General features: G+C 58.9%; 13 protein-coding genes. All 13 read left to right on the top strand.

The genetic code is table 11. The features are described 5' to 3' along the window. Window positions 1-15: 15 nt before the first annotated feature. The 13 genes from ACS4RR_RS26695 (at window position 16) to ACS4RR_RS26635 (ending at window position 15,960) form a co-directional block, all read left to right on the top strand. Window positions 16-1,299 (top strand): ABC transporter substrate-binding protein, encoded by a 1,284-nt coding sequence (locus ACS4RR_RS26695; protein ID WP_456190432.1) that lies wholly within the window; start codon window positions 16-18, stop codon window positions 1,297-1,299. Window positions 1,300-1,365: 66 nt separating this feature from the next. Beyond that, window positions 1,366-2,244, top strand: coding sequence for a carbohydrate ABC transporter permease (locus ACS4RR_RS26690; protein ID WP_456190431.1), 879 nt, complete (start codon window positions 1,366-1,368; stop codon window positions 2,242-2,244). Further along, on the top strand, window positions 2,241-3,068 hold the full coding sequence (locus ACS4RR_RS26685; RefSeq protein WP_018483069.1) for a carbohydrate ABC transporter permease: 828 nt from the start codon (window positions 2,241-2,243) through the stop codon (window positions 3,066-3,068). The genes ACS4RR_RS26690 and ACS4RR_RS26685 overlap by 4 nt, the downstream gene beginning before the upstream one ends. Before the next feature lie 4 nt (window positions 3,069-3,072). Next, on the top strand, window positions 3,073-4,050 hold the full coding sequence (locus tag ACS4RR_RS26680) for an ABC transporter ATP-binding protein (protein ID WP_456190430.1): 978 nt from the start codon (window positions 3,073-3,075) through the stop codon (window positions 4,048-4,050). A gap of 440 nt (window positions 4,051-4,490) precedes the next feature. Further along, on the top strand, window positions 4,491-5,117 hold the full coding sequence (locus tag ACS4RR_RS26675; RefSeq protein ID WP_456190429.1) for an SIS domain-containing protein: 627 nt from the start codon (window positions 4,491-4,493) through the stop codon (window positions 5,115-5,117). Window positions 5,118-5,134: 17 nt separating this feature from the next. Further along, window positions 5,135-6,373, top strand: coding sequence for a glycosyltransferase family 2 protein (locus tag ACS4RR_RS26670; RefSeq protein ID WP_456190428.1), 1,239 nt, complete (start codon window positions 5,135-5,137; stop codon window positions 6,371-6,373). Window positions 6,374-6,390: 17 nt separating this feature from the next. After that, the gene (locus ACS4RR_RS26665; RefSeq protein ID WP_456190427.1) at window positions 6,391-8,361 is read left to right on the top strand and encodes an ArnT family glycosyltransferase; all 1,971 of its coding nucleotides are present in this window, start codon (window positions 6,391-6,393) and stop codon (window positions 8,359-8,361) included. Further along, window positions 8,358-9,317, top strand: a complete 960-nt coding sequence (locus ACS4RR_RS26660; protein WP_456190426.1) for a lysylphosphatidylglycerol synthase transmembrane domain-containing protein — start codon at window positions 8,358-8,360, stop codon at window positions 9,315-9,317. The genes ACS4RR_RS26665 and ACS4RR_RS26660 overlap by 4 nt, the downstream gene beginning before the upstream one ends. A gap of 32 nt (window positions 9,318-9,349) precedes the next feature. After that, a complete protein-coding gene (locus tag ACS4RR_RS26655) occupies window positions 9,350-10,291 on the top strand; it encodes an SDR family NAD(P)-dependent oxidoreductase (protein WP_170259997.1) in 942 nt (313 codons plus the stop codon). Continuing rightward, complete coding sequence (locus tag ACS4RR_RS26650) at window positions 10,281-12,230, top strand: HAD-IIIA family hydrolase (protein WP_170259996.1); 1,950 nt, start codon at window positions 10,281-10,283, stop codon at window positions 12,228-12,230. Before ACS4RR_RS26655 ends, ACS4RR_RS26650 begins: the two co-directional genes overlap by 11 nt. After that, window positions 12,227-13,207 (top strand): GHMP family kinase ATP-binding protein, encoded by a 981-nt coding sequence (locus ACS4RR_RS26645; protein WP_456190425.1) that lies wholly within the window; start codon window positions 12,227-12,229, stop codon window positions 13,205-13,207. Before ACS4RR_RS26650 ends, ACS4RR_RS26645 begins: the two co-directional genes overlap by 4 nt. Before the next feature lie 9 nt (window positions 13,208-13,216). Next, complete coding sequence (locus ACS4RR_RS26640; protein ID WP_456190424.1) at window positions 13,217-14,434, top strand: NAD-dependent epimerase/dehydratase family protein; 1,218 nt, start codon at window positions 13,217-13,219, stop codon at window positions 14,432-14,434. Further along, window positions 14,431-15,960: an FAD-dependent oxidoreductase gene (locus tag ACS4RR_RS26635; protein ID WP_170259993.1), complete on the top strand. Its 1,530-nt coding sequence runs from the start codon at window positions 14,431-14,433 to the stop codon at window positions 15,958-15,960. The genes ACS4RR_RS26640 and ACS4RR_RS26635 overlap by 4 nt, the downstream gene beginning before the upstream one ends. Window positions 15,961-16,049 lie beyond the last annotated feature (89 nt).

Here is a 16,049-nt window from a genome sequence, read left to right as displayed (position 1 = left end):
CAGAGGAGGAACGTCATGACACATCGGATAAAACTCATTCTTGCGGGCGCCTCCGCGCTTTTGGCACTGGCCGCGGCTGGCCCGTCGCATGCAGAAACCACGCTGTCATTCCTGATCGACAACAACCCCGACACCGTCGCGGCGGCCGAGGCACTGGTTGCCGCCTATCAGGCAAATGCACCCGACGTGACGATTGAAATCGAGCCGCGGGCCGGCGGTGGCGAGGGCGACAACATCATCAAGACGCGCCTGGCGACGGGGGAGATGTCCGATGTGTTCCTCTACAATTCCGGCTCGCTGCTACAGGCGCTGAAGCCGACACAGACGCTTGTCGATCTGAGCGATCTCTCGTCGCAGGCGAAGGTCGACGACGGTTTCAAATCGGTCGTCCGTGCCGATGGCAAGCTCTACGGCGTTCCCTTCGGCACGGCGATGGCGGGCGGGATCCTCTACAACAGGAAAATCTACCAGGAGCTTGGCCTCTCCGTCCCGAAGACATGGGCGGACTTCATGGCGAACAACGCGAAGGTCAAAGCGTCAGGAAAGGTCGCCGTGGCGCAGACCTATCGCGATACCTGGACCTCGCAGTTGTTCGTTCTGGCTGACTATTACAACCTGCACGCTGCCGTGCCGAACTTCGCCGCAGACTATACCGCCAACAAGGCAAAATACGCCGAGACGCCTGCGGCCCTGAAGGGCTTCGAACGGCTGAAGGACGTTCACGACGCCGGTCTGATGAACGACGATTTCGGCGCGGCAAGCTACGACGATGGCCTGAGAATGGTGGCAACCGGCGAGGCGGCGCATTATCCGATGCTGAGCTTCGCGGTCGGCGCGCTCAAACAGAATTATCCCGAAAACCTCAACGATGTCGGCTTTTTCGCCCAGCCGAGCGACGACGCCGCAACCAACGGTTTGACGGTCTGGATGCCGCCCGCCCTCTACATTCCCTTGACCAGCCAGCACGCCGAGGAAGCGCGGAAATTCGTCGATTTCGCCGGAAGCGTCGAGGCCTGCAAGATCATGGTGGAAACCAATGCCGTTCAGGGGCCTTCTCTGATCGACGGCTGCGACCTGCCAGCTAGCGTGCCGCCTGCGATAAAGGACATGCTCCCCTATTTCGAGGCCAAGGACAAGACGACCCCGGCGCTGGAATTCGTTTCGCCAATCAAGGGACCGGCTCTCGAGCAGATCACCGTCGAAGTCGGCTCCGGTATTCGCCAGCCGGCCGACGCGGCGAAACTCTATGACGACGATGTGCGCAAGCAGGCCAAGCAGCTTGGCCTGCCCAACTGGTAGCGGTCTTTCGGGCAAGTTATCCTCGCTCCTGATGGAGCGAGGTTCCACCCGATCGAAGAGATTGATATGACCGAGACACGCCGCCGTTCGCGCAAATCGCCCTACCCGCTGTGGTTTTTCATTCCCGCCGCCATCATCTACGGCGTGCTCTTTCTCGTTCCCACCCTATCCTCTCTCTGGTTCAGCTTGACGCGCTGGGATCTTTCGACCGCCGAATTCATCGGGCTCGAAAATTTTCAGCAGTTCTTTTCCGAACCGTTTCTGGTCAAAGGGCTCGTCAACACACTGATCTACGCCGTGACGACCTCCGGCCTGAAGACGGTCTGCGGGTTGCTGCTCGCCGTGCTGCTGACCAGCAATATCTTCGCCCGCGGCTTCCTGCGCACGCTGGTCTTCTTTCCCGTCCTGGTCTCGACGATCGGCATCGGCATCACCTTCACGGTGATGATGCATCCGACCAGGGGCATCATCAATGTCACGTTGGAAACGCTCGGCATTCCAGGACCTGGGTGGCTCACCAATCCGGCGCTGGCGCTTTTTTCGGTGGCTTTGGTCGATGTCTGGAAGGGTGTCGGCCTCGCCACCTTGATCTTCATCGCCGGGCTTGCCGCGATCAGCCCCGATTATTATGAGGCCGCAAGGATTGACGGGGCCACGCGTCTCCAGCAATTTTTCCGGATCACCCTCCCGCTCGTGCGTCCCGCCACTGTCATCGTGGTGACATTGTCGCTGATCGGCGGGCTTCGATCCTTCGACCTGATATGGGCCATGACCCGCGGCGGGCCTGGTTTCTCCTCCGACGTGATCGCCTCGGTCATCTATAAGCAGTACCAGGCGGGTTTCTACGGTCTGTCGACGGCCGGAAACGTCATCCTGTTCGCGCTGATCGCCATAATCATCCTGCCATTCACCCTGTGGTTCAACCGGCGCGAGGTCGAGGAATGAGAAGCGTCCGCCCTTACGTGACCGGCGCGATAGCCCTTGCGGTGGCGGCCGTCATCTTCGTCATGCCTTTCGTTTTCGTCGCTCTCCAGGCGGTCAAATCGAAATCCGAAGCCTCTCGCCTTGATTTCGAACTGCCCGAGCAGTGGCTGTTCTGGGATAATCTGATCGCCGTGTTCAAGGCGCGCGACTACCAGCTCGCGCTCGCCTATTTCAACTCCACGCTGATCACCGTGGTCTCCGTCACGATCCTGATCCTGCTGTCGGCAATGGTCGGATATGTGATGCAGCGCCGCAAGACCGTCTGGAACAGGGTGGCCTCCATTGCCCTGTTCATGGGTCTGATGATGCCCCCAGCCGTCGTCCCCACCATCGGCCTCTTGCAGGAGATCGGTCTCTTCAAGACCATGACCGGGATGATCCTGATCCAGGTCGCCTATAATCTCTCGTTCTCGACATTGCTCTACCGGTCGTTCATTTCGACCATACCCCGCGACCTCGACGAGGCGGCGCTGATCGATGGCGCCAAGCCCCGACAGATTTTCTTCAGAGTGATCCTGCCGCTGCTGAAGCCGGTGACCGTCACCAACATCGTCGTGCAGTCGATCGCGATCTTCAACGATTTTACCAACCCGCTCTACTACCTTCCCGGCAAGGAGAACGTGACAGTGCAGCTGACGCTCTATAATTTCCAGAGCATGTATACGAGCCAGTACAATCTCCTCTTCATGAATATCCTCCTGGTGACGATCCCGCCGCTGGTCGTCTTCATCTTCTTCAACCGGCAGATCGTCGCCGGCATGACATCAGGCGCAGTAAAAGGGTAACCGAATGGCTGAGCTCACTCTCAAACAGGTTCGCAAGAGTTTTGGCGCACTTGAAGTCATCAAGGGGATCGATCTGGAGGTTGCCTCGGGCGAGTTCGTCGTTTTCGTCGGTCCGTCTGGCTGTGGAAAGTCGACGCTGCTGCGGATCATCGCCGGCCTGGAGGAAACAACGTCAGGCGCGCTGACCATCGGCGGCAAGGACGTGACCTATGCCGAACCCTCCGAGCGCGGCATTGCCATGGTGTTCCAGAGCTACGCGCTCTACCCGCATATGACCGTTGCCGAGAATATCGGCTTCGGCCTTTCGCTCGCCCGCCGCCCAAAGGCTGAGATCGCCGCCAAGGTCGCGGCGACGGCTGAAACGCTGCAGCTCACCCAGTTGCTGGAGAGAAAGCCGAAAGCGCTCTCCGGCGGCCAGAGGCAGCGCGTCGCCATCGGCCGCGCGATCATCCGCGATCCCAAGGTCTTCCTGTTCGACGAGCCGCTCTCCAATCTCGACGCTTCGCTTCGCGCCCAGATGCGCCTTGAGATATCAGATCTGCACGCCCGCCTGAAATCGACGATGATCTATGTCACCCACGACCAGGTCGAAGCCATGACGATGGCGGACAAGATCGTCGTCCTGAAGGGCGGCGCGGTCGAACAGATCGGCAGTCCGATGGAGCTCTACCGCAATCCGGCGACACCCTTCGTCGCCGGCTTCATCGGCAGCCCGAGGATGAACCTCTATGGCGGCGAGATAGCGCGGCGAATGAACTGCGCGACCTACGGTATTCGCCCGGAACATATCAGGCTTTCGGAAGGTGCCGGGCAATGGCAGGGCAGGATCCGGCATGTGGAGCGGCTTGGCGCCGACGCGATCCTCTACCTCGACATTCCCGAGCTCGGCGAGATGGTCGTGCGCGCCGAAGGCGAGACGCCGTTTGCACCGGGCATGACGGTCTGGGCAAATCCGGTCGAGGGAGCGGAACATCGGTTCTGAAGCGAACGCCGCCCGTCGTCTCAGCGTTGAAAAGCTTGCGGCCGCTCAGCATCGACCCGCTCATGAGGCTGCGGAATTTCCAGCATGCCGACCGATAAAGTCGTCGATTGTCCCCGTCGGACGAGCAGCCTTTACCCGCAGCTCGCCCCCAGGCAGCTTGTCGAATTCGATCCGCTCCCCCGGTTTGACCCCAAGGTGCGTCGTGATACGGACTTTGCCTTCACACCTGCCTTGTTCGCGCGTGGCTCACTTCCAGCCGAAAGAATAAGCGCCGATACTCAAGCGAGCGGCGTGCCCGCCGAGCCTCACGTCACGGAAGACCGCTAGTTGCAAAGCCGCGACACCCGCCGACAACCCTGAAAGAGGGGCGGGCAACTTGCCTTTGTCTCATTTTGTCTTTAAGGACGCCCCAATTCCCAAGGCGTAGGGACGGAACGAGCATGTTACAAAATGAGAACAGATCTTCTGGGCTTGGCGTAACAGCCGGCGACCTGGATCGCTACTTCACATTTCTCCGCCATGTTCTTGTGAATACAACCGCTACGCGGTCAGCGGGAGAGAGCCTGGATTATGCAGCAGCGGTGACGGAGTCCATGCAACTGGCTCGCGCCACGCACGATGCCGGACGGAAGATCATGTTCATTGGCAATGGCGGCAGCGCGGCAATCGCCAGCCACATGGCAACCGACTATTCGAAAAACGGCGGGCTGCGCGCCATGGCGATGAACGACGGCGCGACGCTGACATGCCTCTCAAACGATCTCGGATATGAGAACGTGTTCTCGACGCAAATCGCCATGCACGCGAACGAAGGTGACCTGCTGGTGGCAATCAGCAGTTCGGGGAGATCCGAAAGCATTACCAAGGCCGTCCATACGGCCCGGGATAAAGGCTGCGCCGTCGTGACTTTGAGCGGATTCGCGCCGGGCAATCCGCTGCGTGATCTGGGTGACCTGAACTTTTATGTGGCTTCCGATCAATATGGCTATGTGGAGATCGCACATCTGGCGATTTGCCATGCCGTACTGGATTTTTCCTGCGGACTTGTCCCGCCTACTCTTTCCTAACGAGCCGATTTGCGCGCATGACTTTTCCCAGCATTCACGATCCGGAATTGACGCTCCTTACCCCCGACGATGATGTCACCGAACCTGAAGTGACCATCCTCGTCCCGTCTCTTAATGAGGAATTGACGATCGGGACCTTCGTCGACTGGTGCCGCGAGGGTATTGCGGCAAGCGGTGCGGCGGTGGAGATCCTCATCGTCGACAGCTCAACCGATCGCACACCCGAAATCGCGCGTGACAGGGGCGCCCGCGTGTTGCGGACGCCGAAGCGCGGTTTGGGCAGGGCTTATATCGATGCCATTCCATTCGTCCGCGGCAAGTTCATCATCATGGGCGATGCGGACTGCACTTATGATTTTCGCCAGATAGCGCCGTTTATCGAGGCCTTTCGGAAGGGCTCCGACTTCGTGATGGGCTCGCGGTTCAAGGGCTCGATCGAAGACAATGCGATGCCGCCCCTGCATCGCTATTTCGGAACGCCACTGACGACGTGGATTCTCAATCGGATGTTCGCCAGCCGCTTTTCCGACATCCATTGCGGCATGCGCGGCATCAGCGTCGATGCATTGCTGCGCATGGATCTTCGGTCGCAAGGATGGGAATATGCGTCGGAAATGGTGCTGAAGTCCGTGCATATGGAGCTTCCGACCACCGAAGTGCCGATCCACTTCCTGAAAGATCCGGATGGACGGCTCAGCCACATGAAGCGGCGGGGTTGGATGGAGCCGTGGCGCGCAGGCTGGCGTAATCTCCAGGCGATGTTCGTCTACGGGTTCGATTTCTTTCTCATCTGGCCGGGCTTCCTGCTTCTGGCCCTCGGCTTGATCATCATGCTGCCGCTGCTCGCTGGACCTATGTCCATTGCCGGTGTGCGGTTCTCGTCCAATGCCATGCTGTTTGCCATGGCCCTGGCCGTCCTTGGTCAATCAATGCTGGTTTCGGCCGCGATCGGGCGGGTTATCTTCGATTATTCGGGACGCGTGCAGCCTCGTTTCGAGCGGCTCCTGCCTTATAACGCAACGATTTGGGGAACGGTCGTGGCCGTCCTTGCAGGCGTTTTGTTGGCGTTTCCGCTCTTCGATTCCTATGTCGGGAATGGATACTTGCTGCCTGAGATTGGCGTCGAAACGAACTGGGCCGTCTTCGGGCTCTGGCTTATCACCACAGCGTTCCAGGTCTTTATTTCAGGGCTCATGATCCGAGCGCTTGGGGTCATGCTGCCAATCAAGAAGCCTGCGCCGCCTCTCGCGGAATAGGAGCCACGGGAGCGCTGATGATCGTAGGCTGGTGCACGGTTTTTTGCATAATCTTATGGGGCCTGGTGATCGATCGGGGGATCGTCGTTTGGCTCAATCGAGGTTGCGATCGGCCCTTTCGAGACGGCATCGACTTTTTGCTCAGCGGCATTTTGCCGGCCTTGGCGATATCAGGCGGCGCGGCTACCATCCTTGGCGCATTTCATGGGCTGCGATGGGAAATCGTTCTTCCTATCGTGGCTGTCTCGATGATCTGGCGGCGGCGCGATCTTGTCGCCGTTCTTTACGACCTGCGTTCGTTTTTTCGTAAAATCGCGGCCGAAACCAGGATCGGCAATCCGTTTCCGGTCCTCGCTGCACTCGTATGCATTGCCTATTTCTATGTGTGGAGCGTCCAAGCGCTATTTCCATCAGGCGTCGACGATGTGTGGGTTTTTCACATCCCGCTCGCAAACAGCATCATCGAGCACGCCGGCTTTGTGTCTCCGCAGATCGACCATCCCTTCTACGGCAATATTCCGCTCTTCTTCAATCTGCTGTTTGCGCTCGTCATGATGGTCAGCGGTCACTGGACCGGCGCCGCGACCATCAATATCGCAATTTTCTTCGGATTTCTGTTCCTGCTTTCAAGCTGCGCCAGTCGTTGGCGGGCATGCGGGTTTTTCCTGGTGGCAGCTCTGATCCTCAGCATCCCCTTCTTCAGGGGGAGTGTCGGCGAACCGATGACCGATCTGGCCCGGTCATGTTTCTCAGTCGCAGCCGTGCTTTTTCTGTGGCGCTATTTCGAAACTCGGCGGCCGGCGGAGCTTTTTCATTGTGCGCTCGTCTTGGGGGGAGCGGTCGGAGGAAAATATACGGAACTGCAAATGGTTGGCCTTATAGGGCTGGCATTGATGCCGACGCTACTCAAGGGAAGGGTATCACTGCGGCTCTTTCTGTCATGCCTCTGCGCATTTCTCGCTGTCGCGGGCTACTGGTATGCGAAAAACCTGATCGTTCTCGGCAATCCGATCTATCCCTTCCTGTTCGGTCATCCGGGCCTCACCGATGCTTGGATGGCGGATTACACGCTTGAATTGGGCCGGGCTTTCGATCCCGCCAACCGACATTTCGTGACGAACCTCACAACTCTGCAGGGTTGGCACGACTTCCTTTATGTTTTTTACGACTGGTTCCTCGCTCGCAAGCCGAACGCTTTCGTCGCTCTTGCTTTGATACTGGCCGGCCTGGCAGTGGCTTTCCGGCGCATTGCATTTCTGGCCGCGATTGTCGCTGCCATGTTTGTGATTTGGTACACCGTCATGTTCAATCACATACGGTGGGCGACGCCAGCCTATCTGCTTTTCTTTTCGACCGGGTTTATCGGCGCCTCCCTGGTTCGCGAACGGCTGGATAAATGGCTCGACCGGCGAGTCCTGCCGCAGATTGCCCCACTTGCGAAAATCGTCTCTTCGCCAGCATGCATGGTCGCCAGCCCGGTTGTCGTCAGCTTGCTGGCCGGGGGCCTCTGGATTTCGCACTGGTATCGAGTCGGCGGCGGCGACATAGATCCCGTCAAGGCGAAAGAACTCGACGTCGTGCTCGGGATGATAAGCGTCGACGAATATATGAAGAGCCACCGCGAAGCTTATTTCATGTACCGCTATATCGCAGATCACGACCTGCGAACCGTTTTCCAACCTTTCCATAACTCCAACACATTATTGTCCACGGCTTACAACGATGGCCGCGATGGCAGTTGGCAATTGCCGCGCCACGTGCTGCCTGCACCGGGTTCGGATATCGACGCTTTCATAAAGTACAATCATATAGGCTACTTCATCGTCACCCCTGACGCTGGTAGCGCGTTCCTCGCCGAACGCCTTGGAGAAGATAAAGTGGTGATGGCCAACAGCGTCGTAGCGCACATGATGCCCCATTCCTCGCTGATATTGACAGATCGGTTCGGCTGGAAGCTCTACCGTTTTGAGGCGGATCGGACACCGTGACCACTGCGTCCCCCCCAGCGTTGCTTCGCATTGGCATACCGGTTCTGAAACTGACTGTTGCGCTTGGCCTCGTCCTATGGATCGCGCGCAAGGTAGATTTTTCGGAAGGGTGGGCTGCGGTCCGGACCCTGTCGGCGGCGACGATTTCGCTCAGCATCTTTCTTCTGCTCTTGCAGGCCCTGCTTTCGGCGTGGCGATGGTGCCTTCTATCGGACATGATAGGGCAAAGGCTGAAGATGTCAGGCGCCATGAAACTCTTCATGCAAAGCCTGTTTTACAATCAAGCCCTTCCAAGTCCCATTCCAGGCGATGCCGCTCGCATATTTGGCGCCGTCAAATATGGCCTGACGATCGGAGAAGCCACGCTGGGCGTCGTGATGGACCGCATCCTTACTCTTTTCGGACTGGCGGTCGTTGCGCTGATCGGACTGATCATCCTGCGCACTGTTTACGGGCACGACTTTCCCATCCCCTATCTGACAGAGCTCACCGCGCTTGGCGTTGCGGGAACTGTCGCATCAGCCCTGGTGTTCAGCTGGCGCCGCCACTTATTCGTCCGTTTCTTTCCGGCAAAGCTGCACGCGTTGACCGACGCGTTGCGGGTTTTGGTCACCCACCAAAGAATGGTCGGCGTCTTTCTATTGACCCTCGCCATTCACGGGTTGAGCGTCGTCTCGCTTGAGATCCTCGTTCTCGGACTTGGTCTTCCGCTCGATTGGGGTCAGGCCGCAGCCGCTTTCCCGCCGGTGCTCTTGATCGCGATGGTTCCCATTTCCGTTGGAGGATGGGGCCTCCGGGAAGGCGGCATGATCATTTCACTTGTCGTGTTCAGCATAGGCACGACGGACGCGGCAACGCTATCGGTGGTTTTCGGCCTGCTGCAGCTTGTGGTCGGCTTGGCCGGTGGTGTATTCGTCCTTTCGCGTCCTCATTCGGGAAAGATCAAAGCGCTCTGATGAGCCTTAACAGATCATATGGAGCCGCCGACATGCATGCCTTGATAACAGGAGGGGCCGGATTTATCGGCAGCCATCTCTGCGATCGCCTTTTGGAAAAGGGCTATCGGGTCACCGCGATCGACAATCTTCATCTTGGCCGTATGCGGAACATAGATCACCTGATGGATCGATCGGATTTTCGCTTTCAGGAGCTGGATATGCTCGATCGGGAAGGCATGGATCAGCTCATTGCGGCGGACCGCCCCGACGCTGTTTTTCATCTTGCCGCCAATTCCGATATCGCCGCAGGCAATGCCAATGCGGAACTGGACCTGCAACTCAATCAGCTGACGACGACGACGCTGCTTGCCATCATGCGCAAGCATAAGATCGACAGGCTCTTCTTCGCCAGCACTTCCGCCGTGTTCGGCGAAGCTGAAGGGAACATCGGCGAAAATCACGGCCCTTTGCGGCCGATTTCATTCTATGGCGCCAGCAAGCTTGCCGCCGAAGCCTATCTGTCCGTCTATGCGCTGTCATTCGGCATCAAGACACTCGTGCTGCGTTTTCCGAATGTCGTTGGGGAGCGCTCTACGCATGGAGCGATCTACGATTTCATCAACAGGTTGAAGGCTGATCCGGCGAGACTCCAGGTGCTCGGCAACGGGATGCAGACGAAGCCTTATCTCTATGTCGGCGACCTGGTGGATGCGATTCTCCTCGCATGGGACAAGGCACCCGGCGCCTATGAAGTATTTCATGCCAGTGGCATCGGCGAAACGTCCGTCCGCGATATCGCCGAGATCGTGGTCTCGAAGGTGGCAGCCGGAGCCGCCATCGAATACGGCAGCGAGGACCGCGGCTGGCTAGGCGATGTGCCGCGCTTCAGCTACGACATAAGCCGGCTCGTCGCGCTGGGCTGGTCCCCACGCCGAAAATCAACCGAGGCCGTTGAACTTGCCGTCGAGCGGATCCTGGCGAATGGGTTCTGAAGACGCTATTCGCCAGGCCGTCATTATTGCCGGAGGCCTTGGAACACGCGCACGCAGCATGACAGGCGATGCCATTCCGAAGGCCCTTTTGCCGCTCGGCGGTGTCCCGATCGTTCTCAGGCAGATTCGAGTCCTCGCCCGCGAAGGTGTTCAACATGTGCGCGTGCTTGGTGGTCACCTTGGCAGCCAGCTGGAGCCTGCTCTTGGTCCGGAAGCTGAAAGGCTCGGCATTACGATCGAAGTCTTGGTCGAGACGTCTCCGCTTGGCACGGCAGGCTGCTTGACGACTTTGGGTACGACAGCCGGCGACGTACTGATCGTCTACGGCGACATGCTTTTTGACATCGACCTGGCGGCACTGGCGCGTCACCGTCATCAATTTCCAGCCGCTCTGACCATCATCGCTCATCCCAACGATCATCCCCGCACATCCGATCTCGTCGTCCAGAAGAGCGGTTATCTCCAGCGCCTGTTGGCTCGCAAAACGCCCCGGGATGCGGATTGGCGCAATCTGGTGCCGGCCGGTTTGTACGTAGCCTCAGACCAATTTTTTGAGGCGCTGGTGCCGGGCCATGCGGCCGACATGATTCACGACGTTATTCCCGATCTCCTCGAGCGTTCCATTCCGATCGCGATTTACGACACGCCGGAATACATCAAGGATACCGGCTCGCCGAACCGCCATGCTGCCGCGGAGGAGGACCTTCGGCAGGACCGGGTTCATGCGGTCCATCTGTCAGTGACAAGACCCGCGGTATTTTTCGATTGCGATGGCGTACTCAACGAAGATGTCGGCGGCCATGGCGTTATACATCCCGACCAGGTGAAGCTGATCGGCCGAGCCGGCGAAGCGGTGCGGCTCGCCCGCGAGGCCGGCTTCCTGACAGTTGCCATAACCAACAGGCCGCAGGTCGCCAAAGGCCTGCTCGATGAATCCGGCCTGGATCATGTTCTTGGTCGCCTGGAGGCCGAACTTGCCGAAGATGGCGGCGTCCTGGACCGTATCTATTTTTGTCCGCACCATCCGGACAAAGGATTTCCAAATGAGATCCCGGAACTCAAGATCAATTGTGCATGCCGCAAACCGGGCGACCTGATGATCCGCCAAGCAATGACGGAATTGCCGGTCGAAAAATCGAAATCCGTCATCATCGGAGACAGCCTGCGCGACATAGGTGCAGCCCGCAAGGCAGGCATCTGGGCCTATGGGGTCCGAACGGGTTATGGCCTGCGGGATGAAAAGACCTATCCTGCCGCGGAAGCAGATATTCCCCGTGCCGATCTTGTCTTCGACACGGTTTATGACGCCGTTCGCTTTCAATGCGGTTATCAAGATATCGGGCGAGGGCTGTCCGGAGCCGTTCATCAACGTCTTCCAAGTAAAGCAGGCCCGCTGCTCGTCAGTATCTGCGGCCGTTCCCGCTCCGGGAAAAGCACATTTGCGCATGCGGTCGAGCGTATGCTCTCGGAATCAGGACGCCGGGTGCTGAGGCTGGAACTCGATCGCTGGATACTGCCGCTCGAATATCGCCGTCCTGATATGACTGCGGAGGAACGCAACAGGGTCGAAGTCTATCCTGAGATCGTCAGCATGCTGCGCCAATCCGGACAGGTCGAGGCGCCCGGCTATGACCCGGCAAGCCGTAGTCAGCGCAAGGATACGACTACCTATGATGCGCGTGATGCCGAAGTCATTCTGCTGGACGGCATCTTTGCCGGACACAGGTCGATCCGCGAAGATGTCGATATTGCTGTCTTTGTCGAGGCATCACAGCAGGCACTGCTCAGCCGCTTTCACAATTTTTACGCCTGGAAAGGCCTGACGCCGGCTGACGCCGAAGGGCTCTGGGCGTCGCGGATACAGGAGGAGTGGCCGAGGATCGATCTGCAGCGGGCATCGGCCGATATCGTCATCAATCTTGAGGAGGCAATCCTTTGATCGTTTCATCCGCACCTTTTCGGGTCAGCTTCGCCGGAGGCGGCTCTGATATAGCCTCCTACTACCGCCGTCAGGCGGGCGCGGTATTGTCCTGCGCGATCGCCAAGTACAGCTTCGTTATCGTGCATAGCTATTTCAACGAAAAGAAGTATCATCTCAAGTATACACGCACAGAGCTCGCCGACACGCTTGAGGAGATCGCGCATCCGCTGCTGCGCGAGGCCCTGCGGATGCATCAGCTCGAGCCTGGCATCGAAGTTGCTTCGGTCGCCGACATTCCTTCGGGAACCGGGTTAGGATCATCCAGTTCCTTTTCCGTGGCGCTGATCAATGCGCTCTACGCCCACAGGTCACGCTTTGCCTCCAAGGATCAGCTGGCGGAAGAAGCCTGCAAGCTCGAAATTGAAATCCTGAAGGAGCCGATAGGCAAACAGGACCAGTATGCGGCCGCACATGGCGGATTGAACTTCATCGAATTCAATTCCAACGGCAGCGTGAACGTCCAGCCCGTCGTTCTCAGCTCCGAAAGGATGGCGGAACTCGAGAGCAACATCCTGTTGTTTTTCACAGGAAGCCAGCGCGATACGCGCTCGGTGCTGTCGACGCAGGTGCAAGCCATGGAGGCCGACGAGGAAAAATTCCGGACCGTCGAGCGCATGGTGCAGTTGAGTTACGAAATGCGTGACATCCTGATGGCTGGAGATCTCGGTGCGTTCGGCGAAGCCCTGCATCGCGGATGGATGATGAAAAGATCGCTGACATCGAAGATTACCAACAGCGCGATCGACGAGTTTTACGAGGCAGCACGTGCTGCCGGCGCAATCGGTGGCAAGCTTGCGGGTGCAGGCGGAGGGGGCTTCCTGGTTCTCTATTGCCCTAGAGATCGTCAGGAAAAGGTGCGGCAGGCGCTGTCGCAGCTCAAGGAAATCGAGTTTCGTTTTGACTGGAGCGGCGCGCGCATCGCTTTTGCACAGTAGAGAGTGTGAATGGCACCACGTCTCATCATCACCGGATCGACCGGCTATATCGGTGCAAGACTTGTCGCGATGGCGCGTGAGCGCGGCTTGGACGTGGTTGAACTCGGCCGTCGGCCCGGCGCGGCGTGGCGCATTGGCGATGAACCTGCCGCATCCGATCTGGAGGGAGCGGTTGGGCTCGTCCATCTCGCGCATTCCTGGGCTAATTCGCCGGAGGCGGCCGAAGAAGAAAACGTCAATATATCAGGCACCTTGAAGCTGGCGGAAGCGGCAAAGGCAGCCGGAGTGCCGCGCTTCGTTTTTGCCTCGTCCACCTCGTCCAGAAGAGAAGCGCTCAATGTCTACGGCCGGACCAAGTTCAGGATCGAAGAGCATTTGGCTGCCAGCAAGGCAGCGCCGATCGCCAGAATTGCGCGAATAGGGCTCGTTTATGGCGGCCCGCGCACAGCGATGTACGGCCTGATGGCGAAATTGGCGGCGCTCAGTCCAATCCTGCCGATGATAGGGCTCAGCCGAAAAGTTCAGCCCATTCATCTCGACGAAGTCGCCGCAGGCCTTTTGGCGCTGGCGATCGGAGAGAACCTGCCGCTGCAGACATTTGTACTTGCGCAAGAAAACCCAATAAGCTTTGCCGCCTGGCTCAGAATTCTCCGCCGTACCCAGGGTAAGGGCAACCTCCATTTCATACCGGTTCCCCTGACCGCCGCACTCCTCGCCTGCCGCATGACGAAGATTCTCCCCTTGATTCCCACGGTCGATCCGGAACGCGTCCTCGGGCTTGCAGGCGCCGCACCGATGGAGAGCAGCGAGAGCCTCAGGCTCCTGAAGTTGAACCTGTCCGACCCGGCGATTACGCTTGCCGGAGAATTCGGCCAGACACACGAGGAGCAATCGCGACGGGAGGCACAGGCGCTGCTGCGATATCTAGACATCGCGCCCACCGAAATACAGCTGCAGCGACTCTGCGAAGGGCTGCGGCGTGAGGGATTATCGCCGCTCGGCCTCTCCCCGGCAATGATCAGGCATCCTGGTTTGCTGGCCCTCTTTGAACCGCCGGCCAATCGAACACGGCATCGCCTCGCGCAGGCCCTTTATTTGGCCGACCTTGCGAGCGAACCGGAAAGGGCCTCGGGCAAAAAGGCCGGATTTTTTGGAGCGATGCTGGCGATTTCCAGAGATGTCCTGCTCTTTCCGCTCCGCGCGCTTTTAGCGGGGAGATATCGATGAATGGGCTGGACGCCGACTTCATCATCATCGGCAGTGGACCTGCCGGCGTCTCCGCGGCATTTCCCCTAATCGCGGCCGGACGCCGCGTTCTGATGCTGGACGGCGGGGATGATGCCGGATCGCAGGAGGAAAGTCGCAGCGTCCGCGTCCTCGGAAGCAATCTGGAATCGCTGCGAACGGACGACGGAAGTTCGCCGAAATTGCAGACCCCTGCTGCACGAGGAATGCTCGAACCTTTTCGACACCAATCCGGCATAACCGGCGACGGCTTCTTCCCGATCGGCAGCCTTGCCCGCGGCGGTCTCTCCAACATCTGGGGAGCGCAAATCAGCTATCTCGATGCCGAGGACATCGCGGCTTGGCCGATCGACATCGCCTCCTTGCAGAGATCCTACGAGCATGTCGCCAAGCGCATCGGCATCAGCAGGAATGCGGATTCTACGACAGGCGCTGACAGTGAGCCCGTCCTGCCGCTTGGAGCGACAGCGGCCCACGTTCTCCATCGGCATCAGGCCGCAAAGCCCGCTGATGAATCGTTCCGGCTTTTTCCCGCCGTCAATGCCATACTTTCGGAGGCCAGGTCCGGGCGCGCAGCATGCGATCTGCGCGGCGACTGTCTCTATGGCTGCCCGACCGGCGCGATCTATAACAGCAGGCAGGATCTGCTTCTGTTGCGAAAGTCTCCACATTTTCGTTTGCTCGACAACATGCGGGCCGTCGCGTTGACACGCAGCTCGGGCTGGACGGTCAGAGCGGCAGACGGATCGTCATTTTCCGCACCAAGGATAATTCTGGCCGCAGGAGTCCTTGGAACGGCCGCCCTGCTGTCGGACCTCCTGCCGATTGACGAGCAGGGGCTGCGTCTTCTGAACAGTCCCACGCTGGCCATTCCCCTGCTCTCTCCCGCAAGAATATTGCGTTCGCCGACGGCGACGCACAGCCTTGCGCAGCTCGGAATATCTCTGCGCTACGGCGACGGCGCATCCGATTACGTGACGGGAGCGATCTATGAAGTTGGTACTCTGCCGGCGCAGAGCTTCATCAACAGGATGCCGCTCGGTCGAAAAGCCGGGCGCGCGGCGTTCGAACTTATCGGCAGCAGTCTCCTCGTCGCGACGATCTATTATCCCGGCAATCAAAGCTTCAGCTACATCCGTCGGGACGAAACGGCAGGCAAGGGTCTGACCGTCCGCGGCGGCTTCGCGGAAGGTTTCGACATCCGCGCCGAGGCATTGAAAAAAACGCTCCGCCGGGAATGGAAACGGCTGGGTCTCATTCAGCTTCCGGGCGCGTCGCTGGCAGAGCCCGGCATCGACGCCCATTTTGCCGGCACCTTGCCTATGGGCGCGTCCGGCCCGTTCGGCACCTCTTCAGACGGCGAATTGAATCTCCATTCCGGTCTCCACATCGTCGACGGTTCGATCCTTCCGGATCTGTCTTCGAAATACGTCACGATGACGATCATGGCCAATGCCGACCGCATCGCCCATCGCCTCGCCGAAACGGAAGCGAACTCCGCACTTTAGGGGTGTAAATTTCACCCCCGAGCTTTGAGGATTAACGGAACGCATCGGAAAAACCGTTTGCCGATGCGTTCTCGTCTTTCTTTGCGGCA

Source organism: Rhizobium zaerense (assembly GCF_051810725.1).
Taxonomy (GTDB): Bacteria; Pseudomonadota; Alphaproteobacteria; order Rhizobiales; family Rhizobiaceae; genus Rhizobium; species Rhizobium leguminosarum_I.
This window is presented reverse-complemented; position numbering and strand designations above follow the sequence as displayed.

What these genes read in the sequence shown, in the direction of transcription:
- ACS4RR_RS26695 (WP_456190432.1), top strand. Translation starts at nt 16, where the DNA reads ATGACACATCGGATAAAACTCATTCTTGCGGGCGCCTCCGCGCTTTTG.
- ACS4RR_RS26690 (WP_456190431.1), top strand. Translation starts at nt 1,366, where the DNA reads ATGACCGAGACACGCCGCCGTTCGCGCAAATCGCCCTACCCGCTGTGG.
- ACS4RR_RS26685 (WP_018483069.1), top strand. Translation starts at nt 2,241, where the DNA reads ATGAGAAGCGTCCGCCCTTACGTGACCGGCGCGATAGCCCTTGCGGTG.
- ACS4RR_RS26680 (WP_456190430.1), top strand. Translation starts at nt 3,073, where the DNA reads ATGGCTGAGCTCACTCTCAAACAGGTTCGCAAGAGTTTTGGCGCACTT.
- ACS4RR_RS26675 (WP_456190429.1), top strand. Translation starts at nt 4,491, where the DNA reads ATGTTACAAAATGAGAACAGATCTTCTGGGCTTGGCGTAACAGCCGGC.
- ACS4RR_RS26670 (WP_456190428.1), top strand. Translation starts at nt 5,135, where the DNA reads ATGACTTTTCCCAGCATTCACGATCCGGAATTGACGCTCCTTACCCCC.
- ACS4RR_RS26665 (WP_456190427.1), top strand. Translation starts at nt 6,391, where the DNA reads ATGATCGTAGGCTGGTGCACGGTTTTTTGCATAATCTTATGGGGCCTG.
- ACS4RR_RS26655 (WP_170259997.1), top strand. Translation starts at nt 9,350, where the DNA reads ATGCATGCCTTGATAACAGGAGGGGCCGGATTTATCGGCAGCCATCTC.
- ACS4RR_RS26650 (WP_170259996.1), top strand. Translation starts at nt 10,281, where the DNA reads ATGGGTTCTGAAGACGCTATTCGCCAGGCCGTCATTATTGCCGGAGGC.
- ACS4RR_RS26640 (WP_456190424.1), top strand. Translation starts at nt 13,217, where the DNA reads ATGGCACCACGTCTCATCATCACCGGATCGACCGGCTATATCGGTGCA.
- ACS4RR_RS26635 (WP_170259993.1), top strand. Translation starts at nt 14,431, where the DNA reads ATGAATGGGCTGGACGCCGACTTCATCATCATCGGCAGTGGACCTGCC.